We start from the raw sequence: 20,161 nt of genomic DNA, 5'->3' as shown, positions 1-20,161 counted from the left end.
CCGCGAAACTGCAATTGCGGGGCTGCAGAACGCGGTTCAAACCCGACAACTGCAGTTTCGCGGGGAGTGGGGGAGGGTGCGTGACCGGAAGGGGGACCGTGGGCCTTCGACGCGTGAGCGCGTCCGCGGCGATGCTCGGCGTGCTCGGCTATGTCGCCGTCGACGTCGTGCTGCAGCTGCTACCGCCGCACTACAGCCCGATCAGCGAGGCCGAAAGCAACCTCGCCGTCGGTCCCTTCGGCTGGGTCATGAGCGTCAACTTCCTCGGCCGGGCTGTCACCACACTGTGTGCGCTGGTCGCCATCGGTCAGCTGGGCACGGTATCTGCTCTGCACCGAATCGGCCTGCTCCTGCTCGGGTTCGCCGGGCTCTGCTCGGGGGTGCTCGCGTTCTTTCCGACCGATATCCCCGCTGCGGGAGCCGGGCTCGTTGCCGAAACCGCCGCGGGACTCGTGCACCTGGTCTGTGCAACCCTCGGCTTTCTCACGGCCTTCGCTGCGATCGTGCTCCTGACCCGCAGCCTGCACCGAAACGCGCTACTGCCGGACAGTCACCGAGCCGCCCTGATTTTCACCGCCATCGCCATGGCGGGGTTGCTGTTTCTGCTGCTCACCGTGACCGTGGCTCCCGGCCTGCTGGGCCTTGCCGAACGGATGTGCCTGCTCGGCATCCTCGGCTGGGTCTTCTTCGTCTGCGCCGGCCTGCTCCGGCTGGACGCGCGCGTCCCCGCCTCTGGCGCGCCCTGAACAGTGTGTGAACATCCCGCTCTCGGTCGTGGCGTCGGTTCGCCCGCGCCGCAAGCTGGAGGGATGACATCCCTCTCTCGACGTGAATTGTTCTCCGCCGGCGTCTTTGTGGTCGCCGGTGCCGCCGCCGCGACCGTCGGCGGCGAATCCGCCGAGGCAGCCGCCCCCCAGGCAGCCCTCCTGGGCACGACCTTCGCACACGGCGTAGCCTCGGGCGACCCGCTGCCCGACGGCATCCTGCTCTGGACCCGGGTCACCCCCGTGAAAACCGCCGTGCCCGGCTCCGGCCTCGGCGCAGACGTAACCGTGACCTGGGAGCTCGCCGAAGACTCCGGCTTCCGGCGGGTGGCCGCGAAGGGTACCGTCGTCACCGGGGCCGCCCGCGACCACACGGTCAAGGCCGCCCCCGGCGGGCTGCGCGCGGGCACGTCCTATTGGTACCGCTTCAGTTCCGGCGGCGTCACCTCGCCTGTCGGGCGAACGAAAACGGCCCCGGCGGCCGGAAAAGCCCTCGACCGGCTGCGCCTCGGGGTGGTGTCCTGCGCGAACCTGCAGGCCGGCTATTTCACCGCCTATCGCCACCTCGCCGACCGCGGTGATCTCGACGTCGTACTGCACCTTGGCGACTACCTCTACGAATACGGTGTCGGCGAGTACCAGGCCCGCGATGTGGTCGTGCGTCCGCACGACCCCACCACGGAAATGACCACCCTCGAGCACTACCGCCGCCGGCACGCCCAATACAAGACCGACGTCGACCTGCAGGCCCTGCACGCGGTCGTGCCCTTTATCGTCACCTGGGACGACCATGAATCCGCCAACGATGCCTGGTCCGGCGGCGCCGAGAACCACACCGAGGGCTCCGAGGGCACGTGGAACGTGCGCAAGGCCGCCTCCAAGCAGGCGTACGCCGAGTGGATGCCGGTGCGGTACGACGCGGGCGGTCAGCTCTACCGCCGCTTCAGCTTCGGCGACCTCGCGAGCGTGTCGATGCTCGACCTGCGCAGCTACCGCAGCCAGCAGGCGTCCACCATCGTCAGCCCGCAGATCTCCAGCCCCGAGCGCACCCTCACCGGCGCCGCGCAGATGAACTGGCTGCTCGACGGCTTGACGCAGGCCGACACCCAGTGGAAACTCATCGGCAACCCGGTGATGATCGCCCCGGTACGGTTCCCTTCCACCCTCTCCACCGCCGAGATCGGGGGAGTGCAGACCCTGCTCGGGTCCACGACGATCGACGGCGTGCCCTACAACGTCGACCAGTGGGACGGCTACACCGCCGATCGCAGCCGCGTGATCAGTCATCTGCGCGACAATGCGATCACGGATGCCGTCTTCCTCACCGGCGACATCCACTCCGGTTGGGCCTGCGACGTGCCGGCCGATCCGCTCACCTACCCAAGCACCGGGACATCCGTTGCCGCGGAACTCGTCTGCACCTCGATCACGAGCGACAACCTCGACGACATTCTCGGGGTGCCGCCGCGCAGCGGTTCGATCGCCGTCGAAGACGCCTTCAAGGCGGCGAACCCGCACGTGAAATACCTCGACTTCGACTCACACGGCTTCTCGGTGCTCGACGTGACCCCCGCGGCGGTGCGGATGGACTGGTATGTGCTCTCCGACCGCACCAGCCCCACCTCCACGAGCTCACGGTCGGTGTCCTACCAAGTCGCCGCCGGCACCCATAAGGTCACGGCCCTCGCATGAACGGCCCCGCCTCGATCGCCGCAGACCGCCGCCAGTTCCTGAAGATCGCCGTCGGCGCCAGCGCCACCGTCGTGCTCTCGGCCGCTCCCGGAACCGCGTGGGCCAAGCCCCCGAGCATCGCGGTGCCGTCCGCCGCCCGCACCCGCGTCTACGTGCTCGTGGTCGACGGATGCCGCCCCGACGAAATCACCGCGCAGCTCACCCCCCGGCTGCACGCCCTGCGCCGCCAGGGCGTCAACTTTCCGACGGCCCGGTCGCTTCCGGTCATGGAAACCATCCCCAACCACGTGATGATGATGACCGGCGTGCGGCCCGACCGCTCCGGCGTTCCCGCGAATTCGATCTACGACCGGGCCGAAGCCGTGGTCCGCGACCTCGACCGACCGAGTGACCTGCGCTTTCCAACCCTGCTCGAGCGGCTGCAGGAGAAAAATCTGACCACCGGCTCGGTGCTGAGCAAGGAGTACCTGTTCGGAATCTTCGGTGAGCGGGCGACCTACCGGTGGGAGCCGGGGCCACTGGTACCCCTCACTAACCACGCGCCGGACCGGTTCACCATGGACGCGCTCATCGCCATGGTCACGACCGCCGACCCTGACCTGATCTTCGCCAATTTCGGGGACATTGACCGGGTCGGGCACTCCGACGAGACCGGTACCTCGATCAAAGCTGCTCGCGCGGCAGCGCTCGGGTCGAGCGACTTCCAGATCGGCCGTTTCGTCGACCACCTCGTCTCGGCCGCACTCTGGGAAAACAGCGTGCTCGTGGTGCTGGCCGACCACTCGATGGACTGGTCGATCCCCTCCAACGTCATCTCGGTGGACCTGATCCTCCGTGACCACCCGGCGCTGCGCGAGCAGATCGTCATCGGCCAAAACGGCGGCGCCGACCTGCTCTACTGGGTGGGCAGTGTCGCCGGTCGCACCGCCGGACTCGCCGAGATACGCGCGCTCGTGGCCGCCCATGAGGGCGTGCTCTCGGTGTCCGTACCGGCCGCACTGCGCCTCGGCGCCGAGGCCGGCGACCTCGTCGCCTTCTGCCGGGCCGGCTGGCGCTTTTCCGACCCGACGATCGCGTCCAATCCGATTCCCGGCAACCACGGGCATCCGACGACCGAACCGATTCCCTTTTTCATTTCCGGCGGCAGCCCGCGCGTGCGCCGGGAAATCACCCTGTCGGACCCCGCCCGAACGGTGGACGTAGCGCCCACGATCGGCGCCCTGTTGGGCCTGCCGGTGCCAGCCGGCGGCTACGACGGCACGGCGAGAAGCGCGGCGTTCACCACTTAGCCCGCGACCTGCCCGATGCGCTCACCTTGATCATGTCCTTCTTCGTGCCCTGACACGTCAGCGCCCAAATGGAAAGTCGTCGGCTCTGGTCTCGCCGTCATTGCCGTCCCCAACGTTCCCGCCATGGTGCGCGGCCTCGTGCCGGTTATTCCCGAGGGCGGAGTGCTGCACCCGCGCTCTAACCGGCAGCGTCGGCGGCAACCGGATACTCTATAAAAATGAACCCGAGACGTGACGACGACGCACTGAACTGGGCCGGTGACGACGACCCAACGCTACAAGGCGGGAGCACCGATCGGGCGAGGCCGGCATCTGGTGGTGTGCCCGAAGGGTGGAGCATCCCTCGGGTTTCAGCGGACTTTGAGGTCGCTACCGACGCTACGACGGATGCCGATAACCCTGAACCGGGCGGTGCCCAGACACCCGACAACACCCAGCCTTCCGCCTCAGCGCCGAGCTCTGTTGCCCTGATCGGCATGGGCATCCTGGCCGGCATGTACCTGCTGTACACGATCGGCTGGTTCATCGGTGTCGCGCGCATCGAAAAATCCGTCAGCGACCCGGTCACCGAATTCATGTTCTCGCTCGGCGTCTGGCTGGCGGTAGCCGCGCCACTCGCGTGGTTCGGTGTGACCTATTGGCTCACCATGAGTCGACCGCGTGCCCGACTGATCTGGCTGCTGATCGGCGTCGTCGTACTCGCCCCCTTGCCCTTCATTATCGGCTCGGGAGCGGGCTCATGAGCGTCGCCGGTGGCAATGTCTCGGACGACACAACTGCCACCCGTCGACGTCCACCACGGTGGGCGTTGTTGAGCATTGCAATATTCTTCGGGTTGTTCTACGCCTATGACGTGTGGGAAGCCGTCGGCAACCTGGTCGGGCTGAACCTGCAGGCGCAGTCACTCGCGACCGAGCTGAGCGGCTTCGGCTGGGCCGTGCTCATCTTCGGGGTGCTCCTGCCGGTGTTGGTCTACGCCCTGGCCTACTGGCTGGGACGCAACCGGGCATTCGGAGTGCAGGGCCTGACCCTTCTCGTGGGGCTGTGTGCGGTGGCCGCCGTATCGCTTGACATTGCCGCTGTGTTCAGCCTGGGTCGATTGATCGTCTAGCTAGAGCACCGCGACAATAATGAGGGCCATCAAGACGAGCTGCGCGATGAGCCGGGGAACCAAGGGGATCGCCACTCGCCCGAACCGCTTCGGGTGCAGCGCAGCATAGGCATTGGCCGGAAATACCGCCGCCAGAAACACCGCGAGCGCGGCGGCTGCAACCACCATGGTCGGTGGATGAAGCAATCCCAGCCCGCCAGCAATCTCGCACACCCCGGTGAACAACACCAGGTTGACCGGGTTGGCCAGACCGCTCCGCCGCAGCCGCGGCGGAATCATCGCCGCCATCGTGCGCTGCACTGCCGGCTGAAAATGAGTGATCCCGGCGCCAATGAAAACCAGGGCCAGAAGCACGCGCAGAACCAGTTGGAGACCGTCTATTACGTCGCTGCTCATTCGTCTATTGTGCAGCCGGTAGGGTTGGAATCCGAGTAGCGCCCCTTGTCGCGCCACCGACAAATGCAATCTAAGGATCCGATTTTAGTGTCGAAGCCCGTCGTCCTGATCGCCGAAGAACTTTCCCCCGCCACCGTCGATGCCCTCGGGCCCGACTTTGACATTCACCACGTCGACGGCACGGATCGCTCCGCCCTGTTCGCTGAGCTCGCCACGGCGCAGGCCGTCTTGGTGCGGTCCGCCACCAAAATGGATGCCGAAGCCATCAAGGCCGCGCCGCTGTTGAAGGTCATCGCCCGTGCGGGCGTCGGCCTCGACAACGTCGACATCAAGGCCGCCACCGCGGCCGGAGTCATGGTCGTCAACGCCCCCACTTCCAACATCATCTCGGCCGCCGAGCTGACCGTTGGGCACATCCTGAGCCTGGCCCGTCACATTCCGGCCGCCTCCGGCGCCCTCGCCGACGGGCAGTGGAAGCGCTCCAAGTACACCGGTGTCGAGCTCTACGAAAAGACCATCGGCATTATCGGCCTCGGCCGGATCGGCGCGCTCATCACCGCCCGCCTGCAGGCGTTCGGCACCAACGTCATCGCATACGACCCCTACATCACGTCGGCGCGCGCACAGCAGCTCGGCGTGACCCCGGTCACCCTCGACGAACTGCTCGCGCAGTCCGACTTCGTCACTATTCACATGCCGAAGACCCCCGAGACTACCGGCATGATCGGTGCAGCCCAGCTCAAGCTGATGAAGCCGACCGCGTTCGTCGTAAATGTCGCCCGCGGCGGACTCATTGACGAAGAGGCGCTCCACGAGGCCCTCCTCGCCGGCACTATCGCCGGCGCCGGCCTCGACGTGTTCGTCAGCGAACCGCCCACCGGCTCCCCGTTGCTCGGACTCGACAACATCATCACCACCCCGCACCTCGGTGCCTCGACCGACGAAGCCCAGGAGAAGGCGGGCGTCTCCGTTGCCAAGTCCGTGCGCCTCGCGCTTTCTGGCGAGCTCGTGCCCGACGCGGTCAACGTGGCCGGCGGTGTCATCGATCCCTACGTGCGCCCCGGCATCCCTCTGGTTGAAAAGCTCGGCCAGGTATTCTCCGGCCTGGCCGCGCACAGCCCGCTCACCAGCGTGGACATCGAGGTGCGTGGTGAACTCGTCGAATACGACGTCAGCGTGCTCAAACTCGCCGCACTCAAGGGCATCTTCACCAACGTGGTCAGTGAAACCGTGTCCTACGTCAACGCGCCGCTGTTGGCCGAGCAGCGCGGTGTCACCGTGCGCCTGCTCACCGACGCCGAATCGCCCGAGTACCGCAACGTCATCACCCTGCGCGGCGCCCTCGCCGACGGTTCGCAGGTCTCCGTCTCTGGCACCCTCACCGGCACCAAGCAGATCGAGAAGATCGTCGAAATCAACGGCTACGACGTTGAGGTTCCGTTCGCCAAGAACCTCATTGTGATGCTCTACGCCGACCGCCCCGGAATCGTCGCTGTCTACGGACGCGAATTCGGCGAGGCCAACATCAACATCGCGGGCATGCAGATCGCCCGCCACGTGGCCGGCGGCAAGGCGCTGAGCGTACTGACCGTCGACTCCGAGGTTCCGGCCGGGCTGCTTACCGCGGTGCGAACGGCGATCGACGCCGAGATCATGGTGGAGATCGACCTCACCGAATAGCGCCCTTCGCCTGTAAATGGGGGCGGTAGAACGGATACGAGTGGGCGCCTGCCCGGTGGGCGCCCATTTTCTGTCCCGAGGTTCGGCTCGGAGGTATCCGGCCTGGATGACTACGTGGCGTGCGGCAGTAGCCGGCCGATTAGGTTGATCAGCCGTGTCATGGATTCGTCGGTGGGGCTCGGTGGTGTGAGTTCGTACGCGGCGAGCGACGAGTTGACGTAGAGTCCGTCGCTGATCAGCATGATCGCCTGGGCTGTATCCGGATCATGTACGGCGTCTTCAATGACCGAGAGCCAACGTCGACGAATCTCGCTGAGCACCTGCATGGCCCGGGGATCCCGGCCTTGGGCGAGCCGGGAACCGGCGATGTACGCGCGGTCAAGCGCACTGCCGGTGTGCATCGAGGTGCGAATGAGGTAGTCGACGGGTCCGGCCGGGGCGGTGCGGATATTATCGGCGTCCTCGCGCGCGAGCGCGTCGAGGCGGGCCAACAGGCCGTCGACGAGGGCGTCCTTCGAGGCGAAGTGATAGAGCAAGCCACCCTTGGACACCGCGGCTGCCGCCGCCACAGAGTCGAGTGTGGCGGAGCGTTCGCCGCCCTCGACCAGTAGCTCTTCAAAGGCGTCGAGCAGTCGATCCCGCGTGGAAACGGACGGCGCGGGGGCATTTTTCGACATAGGGGCCATGGTAAGGAACACGCAGACTGTCGGTTGGACACAAGTAACGGACTAGACAACTATACCGTCTAGCCGGTACAGTCAAAGGTGATGTTCCGCCGATAACGGTCGAAAAAAGTACCCAGAAAGTGAAAGAGATCGTGTCTGCCCCCGCTGGTCCCACCAATCCCACAGTGCTGCCCACCGAGGCCCGCGTCGCCGAGACTCGTGCTGTTGAGGGCAGCGCTACTAAGGCCAGCACTGTTGAGGCCAGCGTGTCCCAAGCCCGTGACGCCGATGACGCAGCTCTTACAGCCAGCGCCGGGGCCCACGGGGGAGCGGCATCCGCTCTGCCCGTGCGGCACGACCGTCGCCGCTGGTGGGCGCTGGCCGTGCTGATGTTGCCGGTGCTGCTCGTGTCGATCGACAACACCGTGCTTAATTTTGCGTTGCCGGCGATCTCCACGGCCACGCTGCCGACCGGTGTACAGCTGCTCTGGATGGTCGATATCTACCCGCTCGTGCTCGCCGGGCTGCTCGTGGCCATGGGGAGCCTGGGCGACCGCATCGGGCGACGTCGCTTGCTGCTCATCGGCTCCGCCGGGTTTGGCGTGGTCTCGGTGTTCGCGGCGTTCGCTCCGAGCATCGAAGGCCTGATCATTGCCCGGGCAGCGCTCGGATTCTTCGGCGCGATGCTCATGCCTTCAACCCTGTCCCTGCTGCGAACCACCTTTGTGGACCGTGACCAACGCCGCCTCGCCATCGCCATCTGGGCTACAGGCTTCGCGGCCGGCAGCGCGCTCGGTCCGGTCATCGGTGGCATCCTGCTCGAGCACTTCGCTTGGGGCTCAGTGTTCTTGATCGCCGTTCCCGTGCTGCTACCGCTGTTCGTGCTGGCACCGATCCTGGTGACCGAATCGCGCGACCCGAACCCCGGGCGCATCGATTTTCTCAGCATCACCCTGTCGCTTGGCACCATGCTGCCGATCGTCTACGGCATCAAAACCATCGCCGAGCACGGGGCGACCTGGTTCACGTTCGCTCCGATTGCGCTCGGACTGGCGCTCGGCGTGTGGTTCGTGCGTCGCCAGCTGCGCCTGCCGAACCCCATGCTCGACATGGGCCTGTTTCGGCGTGGCGCGTTCAGCGGCGCCGTCGGCGTCAACCTGCTCAGCGTCACAGCGCTCGTCGGCTGCCTGTTCTTCATCTCGCAGCACCTGCAACTCGTGCTCGGACTCTCACCGCTCTCGGCCGGCCTTGTGCTCGTGCCCGGCTTGGCCGCGATGATCGTGGCTGGACTGCTGATCGTGCCGATCGCCCGCCGGGTACGCCCGTCGCGAGTAGTGCCGGTGGCACTGCTGGTGTCGGTCGCCGGGTTCGCGTCGATCGCGTTGCGTGCCGGGCAGATTGATGCCTTCTCCATCGGCGTGGCCTTCGTGCTGCTCGGAATCGGAATCGGAGCGGCCGAGACCGTGTCGAACGAGCTGATCGTGGCAACGGCGCCGGCCGATAAGGCGGGGGCGGCATCCGCCGTGTCCGAAACCGCCTACGAGCTGGGAGCGGTGCTCGGCACAGCGGTGCTCGGCACCATTCTGACCGTGTCGTATCGCGCGGCAGTGCTGCTGCCCGAAGGCCTGAGTGCGGCTGAACGGGTTGCCGCCGGCGAAACGCTTGGCGGAGCCGTGGCCGTGGCCGGGCAGCTACCCGCCGGGGTGGCGCAGCAGCTGCTCGATTCAGCTCGGCACGCTTTCGACAGTGGTGTCGGCCTCACCGCCTGGATCGGTGTTGCGCTCGTGCTCGGTGCGGCCGTCGTCGCGCTTGTCGCGCTGCGCAGGGCACGCTAGCTACAGGTCGTCGATCGAGTTCTCGCGGCGTGTGACCTGCTCGCCGTTCGCCGGGTCGGCGATGGTTCGGGTGGTGCTCACGCTGTTGCGGCGACGCGTCATCAGCACGATGCCGAGGATGGTCACGAGCGCGCCGGCCGCGAGCAAAATGTAGCCGACAAGCTGCAGGTCGATTCCGGTGACGGTCAGGTCGAGAGCCCACACCAGTATGGCGCCGACGACCAGCAGAAAAATTCCTAGTCCGATACTCATGATTGCCCACTTTCAGTTGGTAGTGCGCTTCGCTCCAGCCTAGGCACTTCGGCGAGAAAGGTAAGGTTTGACTAGAAGCAATTCAGGTGATCGTTGACCGGTTCGGAGCCGCATGTCTCGTACTATCAAACTCGCTGTCATTCCTGGAGACGGGATTGGGCCGGAAGTTGTCGCCGAGGCCGTCAAGGTGCTCGGCGCTGTCACCGCCCGCGACGACGTCACGATTGACACGAGCATGTTCCACCTGGGCGCAGCGCGGTTCCTCGAAACCGGTGATGTGCTCACCGACGCCGACCTCGCGTCCATCCAGGAGCACGACGCTATTCTTCTCGGCGCGGTCGGCGGCGTTCCCGGTGACCCGCGCCTGAAAAACGCCAATATCGAGCGCGGACTGCTGCTCGGCCTGCGCTTTGCCCTCGACCACTACGTCAACCTGCGGCCCTGCACGATCTACCCCGGCGTCGCGAGCCCGCTCGCCGCCCCCGGCGTGGTCGACTTCGTCGTTGTGCGCGAGGGCACCGAGGGCCCCTATGTCGGCAACGGCGGAGCGATCCGCCGCGGCACAGCCCAGGAGGTCGCCAACGAGGTCTCCGTGAACACCGCCTACGGGGTCGAACGCGTCGTGCGGTACGCCTTCGAAGTGGCCGAGAGCCGCGAGCGCAAACGCCTCACCCTCGTGCACAAGACCAACGTGCTCGTCTTCGCCGGCAGCCTATGGCAGCGCATCGTGAACGAGGTGGCCGTCGAGTACCCCCGCGTTGCGGTCGATTATCTGCACGTCGACGCGGCGACGATCTTCTTCGTCACGAATCCGAGTAGATTTGATGTACTCGTCACCGACAACCTCTTTGGCGACATTCTCACCGACCTGGCAGCGGCAATCAGCGGCGGCATCGGCCTGGCGGCCTCCGGCAATATCAACCCGACGGGCCGCTTTCCCAGCATGTTCGAGCCGGTCCACGGTTCGGCTCCCGATATCGCCGGCCAACAACTCGCCGACCCGACCGCAGCCATCCTGTCGGTAGCGCTTCTGCTCGACCACCTTGGTCTACCGGATGCCGCGGCTCGCGTGAACGAGGCGGTGGCCGACGACCTATGGCGGCGCAACACGCTGGAGCGACGCAGCACCGCTGAGGTGGGAGATGCCATCGTGACCCTCTTGACAGACAAGGTACTTAAATGAGCAAGACCACAATCCTTCCCATGAGTTTCGCCCTCACGTCGTCGACGAACGCACGCGCCGAGGCCGAACGCGAAGAGGTACTTGCCGATCCGGGCTTCGGCAAACACTTCACCGACCACATGGTCACCATCGATTGGTCGATCGAGGCCGGCTGGCACGACGCCCGCGTCACACCCTATGGACCGTTGATGCTCGATCCTGCCTCGTCGGTGCTGCACTACGGCCAGGAGATCTTCGAGGGCCTCAAGGCCTACCGCCACGCCGACAACTCGATCTGGACCTTCCGGCCCGAGAAGAACGCCGAGCGGCTGCAACGCTCGGCGCAGCGGCTCGCGCTGCCCGAACTCTCGACGCCGGACTTCATCGAGTCGGTCAGGCAGATGATCGCGATCGACGGCGACTGGGTGCCGTCCGCGCCCGAGACCAGCCTGTACCTGCGCCCGTTCATGATCGCCAACGAGAGCTTTCTCGGGGTGCGCGCCGCCCACAAGGTAAGTTTTTACGTGATCGCGAGCCCGGCCGGTGCCTACTTCGCCGATGGCGTGGCCCCGGTGAAGATCTGGCTGTCGACCGAGTACTCCCGCGCCGGTCGCGGCGGTACCGGCGCCGCCAAGTGCGGCGGCAACTATGCCGCGTCGCTGCTGCCCCAGATGGAGGCGTACGAGAATGGCTGCGCCCAGGTGCTCTTTCTCGACGGTGAGACCGGGACGAACGTCGATGAACTCGGCGGCATGAACGTGTTCTTCGTGCACGGCACTGACACGATTATCACGCCTCGCCTGACCGGATCCATTCTCGAGGGCGTCACCCGCGACAGCATCATGCAGCTGGCCCGCGACCGCGGTATGACCGTGGAAGAGCGCGAGGTGACGCTGGCGGAATGGCGCGACGGCGTCGCATCCGGTGCCATCACCGAGGTTTTCGCCTGTGGAACCGCCGCCGTCGTCACCCCGATCGGCCAGCTCAAAGGCAAGGACTTCACGATCGGCGAAGCGGATGCCCCGGCTGGCGAGGTCACCCTGTCGCTGCGCCAGGAACTCACCGACATTCAGTATGGGCGCGTGCCTGACCGTCACGGCTGGCTCACCCGCCTCGACTAAACTGAACCTTTTGAGCGGAAACGAGACACGTGAAGATCGCACGCTACAGCTACCAGGGCGCCATCGCGTTCGGTATCGTTGACGACGACGAACTGGTCGTGCTCACAAGCGACCCGATGTTCGCCGGATTCGACACGACCGGCGACCGGGTGGCCTTGGCCGACGTGAAGCTGCTCGCGCCGGTGATTCCGCGCTCGAAGATCGTCGCGGTGGTGTCTTCTGAGGCGTTCGTGCTGCGGCCGAACACCGCTGTCGTCGGCCCCGGCGACGCTATCGTGCTGCCCGCCGCCTCCGATCGGGTTGAGGTCGACGGCCAGCTCGCCATCATGATCGGCAAGATCGCCAAGAACGTCTCAGTGGCGGATGCCCCCGGCCGCGTTTTCGGCTACACCGTAGCGACGGTCGTCACCGCGGCTGACCTTGCAGAGGCGTCGGCCACCCGCGCCGGGGCTTTCGACACGTTCCTCCCGCTCGGACCGATCATTGAGACGGAGTTCGACGAGGCAGCCACACCGCTGCGCGGATTGATCAATGATGAGGAGTTTCAGGCGGTCGACCTCGGCGACGACGATCGGACCACCGAGGAGACCGTTTCTGCGCTCGTGGCATTCGCCTCGAGCGTGTTCACGCTGCTGCCCGGCGACGTGATTCTGGCCGGACCGCTCGACACGCCGGCGGCTGTCGTCGACGGCGACACGGTCACGATGTCGATCGCTGGCATCGGAGCGCTCGTGAACCCCGTGGTGCGCCCGGCCTGACGCTTGGCGCTCGGCTCCGGTACCTGCCTGCCCCGTTCCCGGGCCCACCTTATGGCCAGGGGCCCAGTTTATAAACTGGGCCCCTGGACGGGGCCCGGGCCCCGTCCAGGGGGTCACGGGGTCAGGGTGTCACGGGCGCAGGGCGGCTAGGGCCAGTGCCACATCCTCTTCGTCATTGAAGAGGTGAAAGGCGACGCGGGCGCGACCGGCCCGACCCGAAGCGGTGAGGCCCGCATCGGTCAGGCGCGCGAGGTCGCGGCCATCGGCATCCGGCCAGCTGATGATGGCCTGATCGAGCCGGGGCACCCCCAAACCGTCACAGAGGGCATTGCCCAGGGCCACGTTATGGGCGCGCACCTCGGCCAGGTCGAGGCTGCGGAACAGATCGATGGCGGGCTCGGCACCGGCCCAGGCCGGCCAGGCCGGCGACACGTCGAAGCGGCGGGCGCCTGGGGCGAGCGTCATTGCCGGCCCATAACAGGATGCCCACGGGTCGTCTCCGGCGTACCAACCGGCGTTGATGGGGTGCAGTTGCGCCGCGAAGGCTTCGGAGACCGTGAAGAAGGCTACGCCGCGCGGTGCACCGAGCCATTTGTAGCTGTGGCAGATTGTCGCGTCAAATGCCGCGGCGTCGACCGGCATCCACCCAGTCGCCTGGGTCGTGTCGCAGAGGGTGAAGGTTCCCGTGGCCTGCGCTGCGGCCCGGATGGCGACGCTGTCGGCCACGGTTCCTGTGGCGGACTGCACGAGCGAAAACGCCACGATCCAGGTCTTCGCGGTCAGGTTCGCGGCCAGGTCGGCCAGTTGCACCTGCCGCACGGTCACGTCGCGATGCGCCTGGGCCAGAAAAGGAAACACCATCGAGCTGAAGTCGCCAATCGGCAGCACGACTTCGCCGCCGTCGGGGATGCTTGCGGCGATCACCCCGGCCATGACCGAGGTCTGTGAGCCGATTGCCACGCGGTCGAGCGTGACGTCGACGAGGTCGGCGTAGCCGGCGCGCACGCGCTCGACGACCTCGACGTAACGCGAGGCGCTGGCCTCACCGCGGGCCCAGGTGTCGGTGTCGGCGCGCATCGCGGCGATCGTGGCGTGCGTCGGTAGTCCGAGGGTGCAGGCGGCCAGGTAGCCGCGGCCGGAGGTATACCGGGTGCGGGCGTCGGCGAGGCTGACGGTGCTCATTTGTTTTGGTGCGGGGGTCATGGTTCCAGTGTGCCGAGGGGGGATTCATAGGACAACAGCCAGTATCCGATGTAAGTCATAATTTAAAGTTATGATTTAGTCCATGATTCATCTGCCCGGGCAGAGCCCAGACCTTGACGCCCACTCCCTGCGCGTCGTGCGTGCAGTGCACGAGAGTGGGTCCATCACTGCCGCAGCGGCCGCCCTCGGCTACAGCCAGCCGGCCGTGAGCCAGCACCTCAAACGGCTCGAGCAGCGACTCGGGCTCGCCGTGATCGAGCGAGTCGGACGTGGCGTTCGGCTTACTGAGGCTGGCCTTGTGCTTTCACGGCACGCCCTGACCGTGGCGACCGCGCTCGATGCAGCAGAGGGGGAGATCGCCGAGTTGCAGGGTCTGCGCGCCGGACTGGTGCGGCTCGTGGCGTTCCCGTCGGCATCCGCTACCCTCGTGCCGAGCCTGCTCGCGCAGATGAAGGAACGGTACTCCCAGATCAGCATCACCTATCTGGAGGCCGAACCGCCCGAAGCTGTCGCCGCCGTGCGCGACAACCGGGCAGACCTGGCCATCACGTTCAGTTACCCGGGGGATCGGGTGGATCCGCACCGGGAGAGTGCGCAGGGGCTGCGAGTGGCGACCATGCAACGGGACGAGATGATGCTCGTGCTGCCGGTCGGGCATCCGCTCGGCGACGGCGTCGCACCGGTTGATCTGCGCGCCCTCGCCGACGAGAACTGGGTGGCCGGCTGCCCGCGCTGTCGCGGCCACCTGCTCGACCTCTGCGATCGCCGCGGATTCGCCCCGCGCATCTCCTATGAAACCGATAATGTCGCCGCCGTGTTCGGTCTGGTCGAGGCCGGTATCGGCGTGGCATTGCTTCCGGCCCTCGCGATCGAGTCCGTCGGACGGCGCTCGGGTGTTTCGATTCGGGCCACGACCGGGCGTGACCATCGCACCCTGCACGCCGTGACGGCGGCCGGCGCCGAAGGCGTGCCTGCCCTGGCTGCCGCGCTGCACGCCCTCGTTGCCATTGCATCGCCCGGGCCTACCTTATGAACGCAGGCCCGCTCAAGAAACTGGGCCGATTTCTCGGGCGTGGGCTCGACGTGAGGCAGCAGGGCTCGCGCAACTAGAATCATGAGTAATGTCTGACACCACTGCACACCCGTTTTCTACCGCAACCGGAACCGACGTTCGCGTGCGGTTCTGCCCCTCGCCAACCGGAACGCCCCACGTGGGTCTGGTGCGCACCGCCATGTTCAACTGGGCCTACGCGCGGCACACCGGCGGAAAAATGATCTTCCGCATCGAAGACACCGACGCTGCCCGCGACAGTGAAGAGAGCTTTCTGCAGCTCGTCGAGGCCATGCGCTGGCTCAAGCTGGACTGGGACGAAGGCGTCGATGTCGGTGGGCCCCAGGCGCCGTATCGTCAAAGCGAGCGCTACGACATCTACCGCGGAGTCATCGAGCAGCTCAAAACCAGCGGTCATATCTACGAGAGCTTCGTCACCGGCGAAGAGATCGAGGCGCGTAACCGCGACCTCGGCCGCGACCCGAAAATGGGCTACGACAACTTCGAGCGTGACTTGACCTCGGAGCAGAAGGCCGCCTATCGTGCCGAGGGTCGGTCCCCGGCGCTGCGCCTGCGCGTGCCAGACACCGAGCTCTCCTTTGACGACCTCGTGCGCGGCGAGATCACGTTCCCGGCCGGCTCATTCAGCGACTTTGTTGTGGTGCGCCCCAACGGGCATCCGCTCTACCCCTTCGTGAACCCGGTCGATGACGCGCTCATGGGCGTCACCCACGTGCTGCGCGGCGAAGACCTGCTCTCGTCGACGCCGCGTCAGATCGCGCTTTACCATGCGCTCATCGACATTGGCGTGACCACCTTCGTGCCCCGTTTCGGCCACCTGCCCTACGTCATGGGAGACAAGAACAAGAAGCTCTCCAAACGCGATGCCGAAGCGAACCTGTTTCTGCACCGCGACCACGGGTTCATTCCCGAAGGACTGCTCAACTACCTCGCGCTTCTTGGCTGGTCACTCACCCACGACCGCGATGTGTTCTCGATCGATGAGTTCACGGCCGCGTTCGATGTCGTGAACGTCAACCCCAACCCGGCCCGCTTCGACTTGAAGAAAGCTGAGTCGATCAACGGCGACCACATTCGCCAGCTCGAGGCGTCAGACTTCGCCGCCCGGCTAGTGCCGTACCTGGTGACTGCCGGAGTGCTCGGTCAGACCCCGACCGAAGCAGACCTGGCCCTGCTTGCCCAGGGAGCGCCCCTTATTCAGGAGCGCATCGCACTTCTCGGCGAAGCGCCAGCCATGCTCGGTTTTCTGTTTGTGACCGGCGCCGACCTGATCCTCGAAGCGGATGCCCTCGCCTCGCTCCCGCAGAACGCCGCCGACATTCTCGGCGCGTCTCGCACCGCCCTCGAAAGTATTCCTTCAGCGGAATGGACCACCGATCGGGTGCATGAACTGCTCGCCGAAACTCTTATCGAGGGGCTGGGCCTCAAGCCGCGCGTGGCCTTCGGACCGCTGCGCGTCGCGCTATCGGGCCGTAAGATCTCGCCGCCGCTGTTTGAGTCGATGGAAATTCTCGGTCAGGCGGAAACCCTCGGCCGCCTTGATCGGGCCCTCACTGTGACGACAACGGCCTGATGCTGGGCTGGTGAGGCTTCGACTCGCCGGGGGATAACCCGGTTTGGCCACACCAGCCCGAGTGGGCTAGGCTAATACTCGGCCCGGTCTTCGGATTAGGCATTGGGGTATGGTGTAATTGGCAACACGGATGATTCTGGTTCATTTGTTCTTGGTTCGAGTCCAGGTACCCCAGCTTTAGCCCCTGAGTTTCCGCGGAAACCAGGGGCATTTCTTGTTTCCAGACACAACGTTCACGGCCCAAAGTGCCACTTTGGGTGCCAAAAATGATTCCCAGAATTATTTTGGCGGCAGCTGTTACCGCCGACCCAAAACAGGGCCAGTAGTGCCGCCGAACCCACTACGGGATGCGTGATTTGTCGCCAGAGGTCCGCAAGCGCCTGGGCGACGTGCGCGAAAGTCTCGCCGCCAATCCGATCGGATTTTATAGACGAATCTCCCAAGGTGAAGCCAGGGACGACGAAGCGAATGGACCCATGAACAAGCACTTCGTTGTTGGAGCGGGCCTGATCAGCCGTCCGCTCGACAAACGCCTCGCGGTGCGCGGTGACCATCGCGACCCACTCAGGCGCTACCACCCTGGTACTGGATGCCTGTGATCCGGCCACCTGTGCGCAAGCTGCAACGGATGACTCGACCATCTTTGTCTGCACGAATCCGCCATACACTGACTGGGCCGCACAATGGCCGCCCCTCTTCGATGCGGCTATCGCCGTCGCATCCGCCACGGGCACCCGGATCGTCGTGATGGGCGACCTGTACCCGTATGAGTCGCCGACCGGCGCAATGTCCAAACCTTCTCCCGAGACGACCACCGAAGCCAAGGGACTGATTCGCCGGGCCGGATGGGCGAAGATAAGCACCGCCCACGACGCCGGTACATCCGCGCCGTCGAGGTGCGCGCTAGCGACTACGTCCCTCGGCATACGGCTCTCCGCGACTCAAAACGAAATCCAATAGACACCGAGCGAACCCACTGCGAAGCGGGCGACGAGGAGCAAGACGATGACCGCTATTGCAATGGTCAGCCAGAGCCACCATCGGTGGCCGGTATTCGCGATGGCCAACGCGATGAGGATGGGAACGGAGAGATACATCACGGACACGACCAGTAGGGGAGCGGCGAATCCAAGGGAAGATACGCCACTCACTGAGGCGATGACGGCCACCGCAGGGATCACGGAAATGGCTGTGGTGATGGTTCCGATTACTCCGACCGCCCACGCGAGCACGAATTGGATAGTGCGTGTGAGTCGCGGTTTCTCGGCTATCACTTCGTTGTTACCTTCCGCATGCTGGTTGTTGATTCGAGTAAGGATGCACAGAATGATGGGGTCAGCGTCGACTTACCCGAGGATGCTGGCGTCGTTGGCGATGCCATAACTTCCTGCACCGGTCTTATCCGCGCACTCGTATGCGCCGGTCAGTCCCGCGCGTGTACGGGGGCGCAAGGGGGCACCTCAGTGCATTTCGGCCCGTTGCCGCAACCAGTCCATGGCCAAAGTGCTTGCGTTCAGAATTGAAACATGGCCGTCTCGTGGCCGGGTCCAGAGTTCGGCGTTGGGGAGGTGCTCGAGGAGCCACTGGGAGTGGGAGAGGGGGACGATGCGGTCATCGCCACCGTGTGCGAGGAATACGGGTATCCGGACGCCTGACAGATCAACGCCCCATGGTTTCACGAAGGCAAGATCGTCAGCGATGAGCCCCTCGGGGCCAGCTGCTGTCGCAGCCCTTGCGTCTGCGTTGAGCGATGTCCACTCCGATTTCAACGCGGCGTAGTCTCGCGAATTGAAACTGTCTTCATCGAAGTTGGAGGTTCGTTCGAAGATTACGCGGGCATCCTTTCCGTGTTGCGCCGCACGCAAAGACAGCCCACCGCCTGCCATTCCGGCGAACCAGTTGAAGTCTGTCGTGAAGGGCGCGAGACTCGCGAACGTTGCTACAGCCCGCACCCTGCCACCCAGAATCGCTGCGCAAGCGAGGGCGTGTGGCCCGCCCCCGGAAGCGCCCATGACCGCGATCTGGTCGATGCCCATGGCATTGATGAGCTGCTCGACGTCGGCTGCGGCGTTTGTGACGGTGCGACCGGGTTGAGCTGACGAGTCTCCGTAGCTTGGTCGTGCGTATGAGATCCAGCGGATGCCGCGCAGCGCCGCGGCTCGCAGGTGCGGTTCGAGGGCTGCTCCGGTTTGCGGCGAGCCGTGGTGCCAGACAACGGTTAGGGGAGCGTGAACTCCGTTGGTGCTGTCGTGAACGTCCAGTGTTCGCCCGTCGGTCAGGGTGATATGCATCAGCGTCCCGTTTCTGCCAGGCGTTTGCCCAGGTAACGTTTATCGGCCTCTGATGGGGCCAGTTGAAGTGCTTTCTCGTATTCGGTAGCGGCTTCGGTCCCTCGACCCATCCTGCGCAGTAGGTCGGCGCGTGTCGCCGGGAGTAGGTAATAGTCCTCCATACCCCGAAAGGTCACGAGCGCGTCGATAAGGCGTAGGCCGGCTTCTGGTCCTTGGGACCTGGCCACTGCATCAGCTCAACGAGCAGCCGGGTGAGCCGGATTGCTTCACGAAGGAGAGAAATTCGGATGAGATCCTCCCCGCCGGTAGCGGAGTACCCCTCGGTGAACAACAAGTACAGCACCGCCAGCACACCGTTCCGGCATGAGGCCGGGCGGTGGCACACGGTAAGGGATACCGGCGTGCCTGATCTTTGCCCTGGCACGCACGAGTCTTTTATCCATCGCCGGTTCGGTCACGAGAAAGGCACGCGCGATCTGTGCGGGAGTGAGACCCGCTACCGTTCGCAGCGTCAGGGCAACGCGGGCATCGATCGGAAGTGCGGGGTGGCAGCAGGTGAAAATGAGACGGAGACGATCGTCGATATCTGCTTTAATGTCCGGATCGGGCTCGACCGGTTCGTCTGCTTCGACGGCAACCCGCCGAAGCGCGCGGTCTTCGGCGCCAGCATGCCGAAGCAGGTCGATCGCCCGCCTCTTGGCCACCGTGGTCAGCCACGCGTCAGGATTGTGCGGAATGCCACCTTTGCGCCAGTCAGAAAGCGCCCTCACAAGCGCATCCTGTGCACAATCCTCGGCAAGGGCGAAGTCGCCGGTCATTCGAATCACAGTGGAGATGATGCGCGCAGTTTCCTCAGAAGAGGCACGAACGATAGCATCCGCTACTCGATCGGCCACATCGGCCTGATCTCGATCTGACCGAACTGGGCCATTGGATGCCTCGCTGCGATCTCAATCGCCGCGTCGAGGTCGCCGCACTCGATCACGTCGTATCCAGCGATCCACTCCGTCGTTTCAGCGAACGGCCCAGCAGTGACGCTGAGCCGTCCACCACGCAGTTTTACCGTGGTCGCATCGTTCGCCGGGCGCAGACGGTCGCCGTGGCGTCTGGTGCCCCCATCAGTGGTTTCGGCTACCCATTCTTCGATGGTGTGGACAGGTGGTTCGGTCGTCGGCGCCGTCGAGTCTGTGCAGATGAATAGCATGTATTCCATAAGTTGGTCCTTTGCTTGTCGTTGTGTGAATTCGACGTACGGGATGAGCACCTCAGGACAGCGCGTCAAAACGCGGTGTCCTCA

At 65.2% G+C, this 20,161-nt stretch carries 22 protein-coding genes and 1 tRNA gene; 14 read left to right on the top strand and 9 right to left on the bottom strand.

The genetic code is table 11. The annotated features are described in order from the left end of the window. Positions 1 to 98 precede the first annotated feature (98 nt). The 5 genes from CXY74_RS13950 to CXY74_RS13930 all read left to right on the top strand — a co-directional run bounded on the left by CXY74_RS13950 (position 99) and on the right by CXY74_RS13930 (position 4,856). Positions 99 to 746, top strand: a complete 648-nt coding sequence (locus tag CXY74_RS13950) for a DUF998 domain-containing protein (RefSeq protein WP_104200974.1) — start codon at positions 99 to 101, stop codon at positions 744 to 746. A gap of 63 nt (positions 747 to 809) precedes the next feature. Next, positions 810 to 2,456 carry an alkaline phosphatase gene (locus tag CXY74_RS13945; RefSeq protein WP_104200973.1) on the top strand — a complete coding sequence of 549 codons (1,647 nt, stop codon included), beginning with the start codon at positions 810 to 812 and terminating at the stop codon, positions 2,454 to 2,456. Further along, positions 2,453 to 3,745, top strand: a complete 1,293-nt coding sequence (locus CXY74_RS13940) for an alkaline phosphatase family protein (protein ID WP_104200972.1) — start codon at positions 2,453 to 2,455, stop codon at positions 3,743 to 3,745. Before CXY74_RS13945 ends, CXY74_RS13940 begins: the two co-directional genes overlap by 4 nt. Before the next feature lie 218 nt (positions 3,746 to 3,963). Further along, on the top strand, positions 3,964 to 4,488 hold the full coding sequence (locus tag CXY74_RS13935) for a hypothetical protein (RefSeq protein ID WP_104200971.1): 525 nt from the start codon (positions 3,964 to 3,966) through the stop codon (positions 4,486 to 4,488). Then, positions 4,485 to 4,856: a hypothetical protein gene (locus CXY74_RS13930; protein ID WP_104200970.1), complete on the top strand. Its 372-nt coding sequence runs from the start codon at positions 4,485 to 4,487 to the stop codon at positions 4,854 to 4,856. Before CXY74_RS13935 ends, CXY74_RS13930 begins: the two co-directional genes overlap by 4 nt. On the opposite strand, the gene CXY74_RS13925 is transcribed toward CXY74_RS13930, so the two are convergent. Next, positions 4,857 to 5,252, bottom strand: coding sequence for a DoxX family membrane protein (locus CXY74_RS13925; RefSeq protein WP_104200969.1), 396 nt, complete (start codon positions 5,250 to 5,252; stop codon positions 4,857 to 4,859). Positions 5,253 to 5,339: 87 nt separating this feature from the next. Between CXY74_RS13925 and serA the strand changes: the two genes are divergently transcribed. After that, a complete protein-coding gene (serA, locus tag CXY74_RS13920) occupies positions 5,340 to 6,932 on the top strand; it encodes a phosphoglycerate dehydrogenase (RefSeq protein ID WP_104200968.1) in 1,593 nt (530 codons plus the stop codon). Positions 6,933 to 7,042: 110 nt separating this feature from the next. On the opposite strand, the gene CXY74_RS18245 is transcribed toward serA, so the two are convergent. Then, complete coding sequence (locus CXY74_RS18245) at positions 7,043 to 7,609, bottom strand: TetR/AcrR family transcriptional regulator (RefSeq protein WP_104200967.1); 567 nt, start codon at positions 7,607 to 7,609, stop codon at positions 7,043 to 7,045. Between the two features lie 335 nt (positions 7,610 to 7,944). On the opposite strand from CXY74_RS18245, the gene CXY74_RS13910 reads away from it, so the two are divergent. Further along, on the top strand, positions 7,945 to 9,432 hold the full coding sequence (locus tag CXY74_RS13910; RefSeq protein WP_233193435.1) for an MFS transporter: 1,488 nt from the start codon (positions 7,945 to 7,947) through the stop codon (positions 9,430 to 9,432). Here CXY74_RS13910 and CXY74_RS13905 read toward each other — a convergent pair whose 3' ends face one another. Then, entirely contained in the window at positions 9,433 to 9,684 is a 252-nt protein-coding gene (locus CXY74_RS13905) for a DUF6458 family protein (RefSeq protein WP_104200966.1), read from the bottom strand. 112 nt (positions 9,685 to 9,796) lie between these two features. On the opposite strand from CXY74_RS13905, the gene CXY74_RS13900 reads away from it, so the two are divergent. Genes CXY74_RS13900 through CXY74_RS13890 form a run of 3 tightly spaced genes read left to right on the top strand, consistent with a single transcriptional unit; the run spans position 9,797 to position 12,725 of the window. After that, positions 9,797 to 10,867 carry a 3-isopropylmalate dehydrogenase gene (locus CXY74_RS13900; RefSeq protein WP_104200965.1) on the top strand — a complete coding sequence of 357 codons (1,071 nt, stop codon included), beginning with the start codon at positions 9,797 to 9,799 and terminating at the stop codon, positions 10,865 to 10,867. Beyond that, complete coding sequence (locus tag CXY74_RS13895) at positions 10,864 to 11,967, top strand: branched-chain amino acid aminotransferase (RefSeq protein ID WP_199183239.1); 1,104 nt, start codon at positions 10,864 to 10,866, stop codon at positions 11,965 to 11,967. Before CXY74_RS13900 ends, CXY74_RS13895 begins: the two co-directional genes overlap by 4 nt. A 29-nt stretch (positions 11,968 to 11,996) precedes the next feature. Continuing rightward, on the top strand, positions 11,997 to 12,725 hold the full coding sequence (locus CXY74_RS13890) for a fumarylacetoacetate hydrolase family protein (protein ID WP_104200964.1): 729 nt from the start codon (positions 11,997 to 11,999) through the stop codon (positions 12,723 to 12,725). A 129-nt stretch (positions 12,726 to 12,854) separates the two neighbouring features. On the opposite strand, the gene CXY74_RS13885 is transcribed toward CXY74_RS13890, so the two are convergent. Further along, complete coding sequence (locus CXY74_RS13885; RefSeq protein WP_233193408.1) at positions 12,855 to 13,928, bottom strand: aminotransferase class V-fold PLP-dependent enzyme; 1,074 nt, start codon at positions 13,926 to 13,928, stop codon at positions 12,855 to 12,857. An 82-nt stretch (positions 13,929 to 14,010) separates the two neighbouring features. Here CXY74_RS13885 and CXY74_RS13880 point away from each other — a divergent pair, with 82 nt between their 5' ends. The 4 genes from CXY74_RS13880 (at position 14,011) to CXY74_RS17350 (ending at position 17,533) form a co-directional block, all read left to right on the top strand. After that, positions 14,011 to 14,961, top strand: coding sequence for a LysR family transcriptional regulator (locus CXY74_RS13880; protein ID WP_104200962.1), 951 nt, complete (start codon positions 14,011 to 14,013; stop codon positions 14,959 to 14,961). Positions 14,962 to 15,049: 88 nt separating this feature from the next. Continuing rightward, positions 15,050 to 16,573, top strand: a complete 1,524-nt coding sequence (gene gltX / locus CXY74_RS13875) for a glutamate--tRNA ligase (RefSeq protein WP_104200961.1) — start codon at positions 15,050 to 15,052, stop codon at positions 16,571 to 16,573. Between the two features lie 103 nt (positions 16,574 to 16,676). After that, a tRNA-Gln gene (locus tag CXY74_RS13870) sits at positions 16,677 to 16,748 on the top strand. 371 nt (positions 16,749 to 17,119) lie between these two features. Continuing rightward, positions 17,120 to 17,533: a hypothetical protein gene (locus CXY74_RS17350; protein WP_146070147.1), complete on the top strand. Its 414-nt coding sequence runs from the start codon at positions 17,120 to 17,122 to the stop codon at positions 17,531 to 17,533. Here CXY74_RS17350 and CXY74_RS13860 read toward each other — a convergent pair. From CXY74_RS13860 to CXY74_RS13845, 5 genes are all read right to left on the bottom strand, one after another. Next, on the bottom strand, positions 17,515 to 17,805 hold the full coding sequence (locus CXY74_RS13860; protein WP_146070146.1) for a hypothetical protein: 291 nt from the start codon (positions 17,803 to 17,805) through the stop codon (positions 17,515 to 17,517). The two genes, CXY74_RS17350 and CXY74_RS13860, sit on opposite strands and share 19 nt — an antisense overlap. Before the next feature lie 228 nt (positions 17,806 to 18,033). Further along, entirely contained in the window at positions 18,034 to 18,864 is an 831-nt protein-coding gene (locus CXY74_RS13855) for an alpha/beta fold hydrolase (protein ID WP_104200958.1), read from the bottom strand. 172 nt (positions 18,865 to 19,036) lie between these two features. Beyond that, positions 19,037 to 19,207, bottom strand: coding sequence for a DUF6596 domain-containing protein (locus CXY74_RS18440; RefSeq protein WP_370446155.1), 171 nt, complete (start codon positions 19,205 to 19,207; stop codon positions 19,037 to 19,039). After that, the gene (locus tag CXY74_RS13850) at positions 19,131 to 19,682 is read right to left on the bottom strand and encodes a sigma-70 family RNA polymerase sigma factor (RefSeq protein WP_233193407.1); all 552 of its coding nucleotides are present in this window, start codon (positions 19,680 to 19,682) and stop codon (positions 19,131 to 19,133) included. Before CXY74_RS13850 ends, CXY74_RS18440 begins: the two co-directional genes overlap by 77 nt. A gap of 62 nt (positions 19,683 to 19,744) precedes the next feature. Further along, positions 19,745 to 20,077, bottom strand: a complete 333-nt coding sequence (locus tag CXY74_RS13845; RefSeq protein ID WP_104200957.1) for a YciI family protein — start codon at positions 20,075 to 20,077, stop codon at positions 19,745 to 19,747. Between the last annotated feature and the right edge of the window lie 84 nt (positions 20,078 to 20,161).

The sequence above is a fragment of the Cryobacterium sp. Y29 genome (assembly GCF_002929825.1).
In the GTDB taxonomy this organism is placed as follows: domain Bacteria; phylum Actinomycetota; class Actinomycetes; order Actinomycetales; family Microbacteriaceae; genus Cryobacterium.
The sequence above is the reverse complement of the archived record's forward strand: the minus strand, read 5'-3'. Positions and strand labels throughout refer to the sequence as shown.

Coding starts and splice junctions, on each gene's coding strand:
- CXY74_RS13845 (WP_104200957.1), bottom strand. CDS start 20,077: ATGGAATACATGCTATTCATCTGCACAGACTCGACGGCGCCGACGACC.
- CXY74_RS13880 (WP_104200962.1), top strand. CDS start 14,011: ATGATTCATCTGCCCGGGCAGAGCCCAGACCTTGACGCCCACTCCCTG.
- CXY74_RS13850 (WP_233193407.1), bottom strand. CDS start 19,682: ATGACCGGCGACTTCGCCCTTGCCGAGGATTGTGCACAGGATGCGCTT.
- gltX (WP_104200961.1), top strand. CDS start 15,050: ATGTCTGACACCACTGCACACCCGTTTTCTACCGCAACCGGAACCGAC.
- CXY74_RS13905 (WP_104200966.1), bottom strand. CDS start 9,684: ATGAGTATCGGACTAGGAATTTTTCTGCTGGTCGTCGGCGCCATACTG.
- CXY74_RS13940 (WP_104200972.1), top strand. CDS start 2,453: ATGAACGGCCCCGCCTCGATCGCCGCAGACCGCCGCCAGTTCCTGAAG.
- CXY74_RS13925 (WP_104200969.1), bottom strand. CDS start 5,252: ATGAGCAGCGACGTAATAGACGGTCTCCAACTGGTTCTGCGCGTGCTT.
- CXY74_RS13935 (WP_104200971.1), top strand. CDS start 3,964: ATGAACCCGAGACGTGACGACGACGCACTGAACTGGGCCGGTGACGAC.
- CXY74_RS13895 (WP_199183239.1), top strand. CDS start 10,864: ATGAGCAAGACCACAATCCTTCCCATGAGTTTCGCCCTCACGTCGTCG.
- CXY74_RS13930 (WP_104200970.1), top strand. CDS start 4,485: ATGAGCGTCGCCGGTGGCAATGTCTCGGACGACACAACTGCCACCCGT.
- CXY74_RS18245 (WP_104200967.1), bottom strand. CDS start 7,609: ATGTCGAAAAATGCCCCCGCGCCGTCCGTTTCCACGCGGGATCGACTG.
- CXY74_RS13945 (WP_104200973.1), top strand. CDS start 810: ATGACATCCCTCTCTCGACGTGAATTGTTCTCCGCCGGCGTCTTTGTG.
- CXY74_RS13855 (WP_104200958.1), bottom strand. CDS start 18,864: ATGCATATCACCCTGACCGACGGGCGAACACTGGACGTTCACGACAGC.
- CXY74_RS13900 (WP_104200965.1), top strand. CDS start 9,797: ATGTCTCGTACTATCAAACTCGCTGTCATTCCTGGAGACGGGATTGGG.
- CXY74_RS13885 (WP_233193408.1), bottom strand. CDS start 13,928: ATGACCCCCGCACCAAAACAAATGAGCACCGTCAGCCTCGCCGACGCC.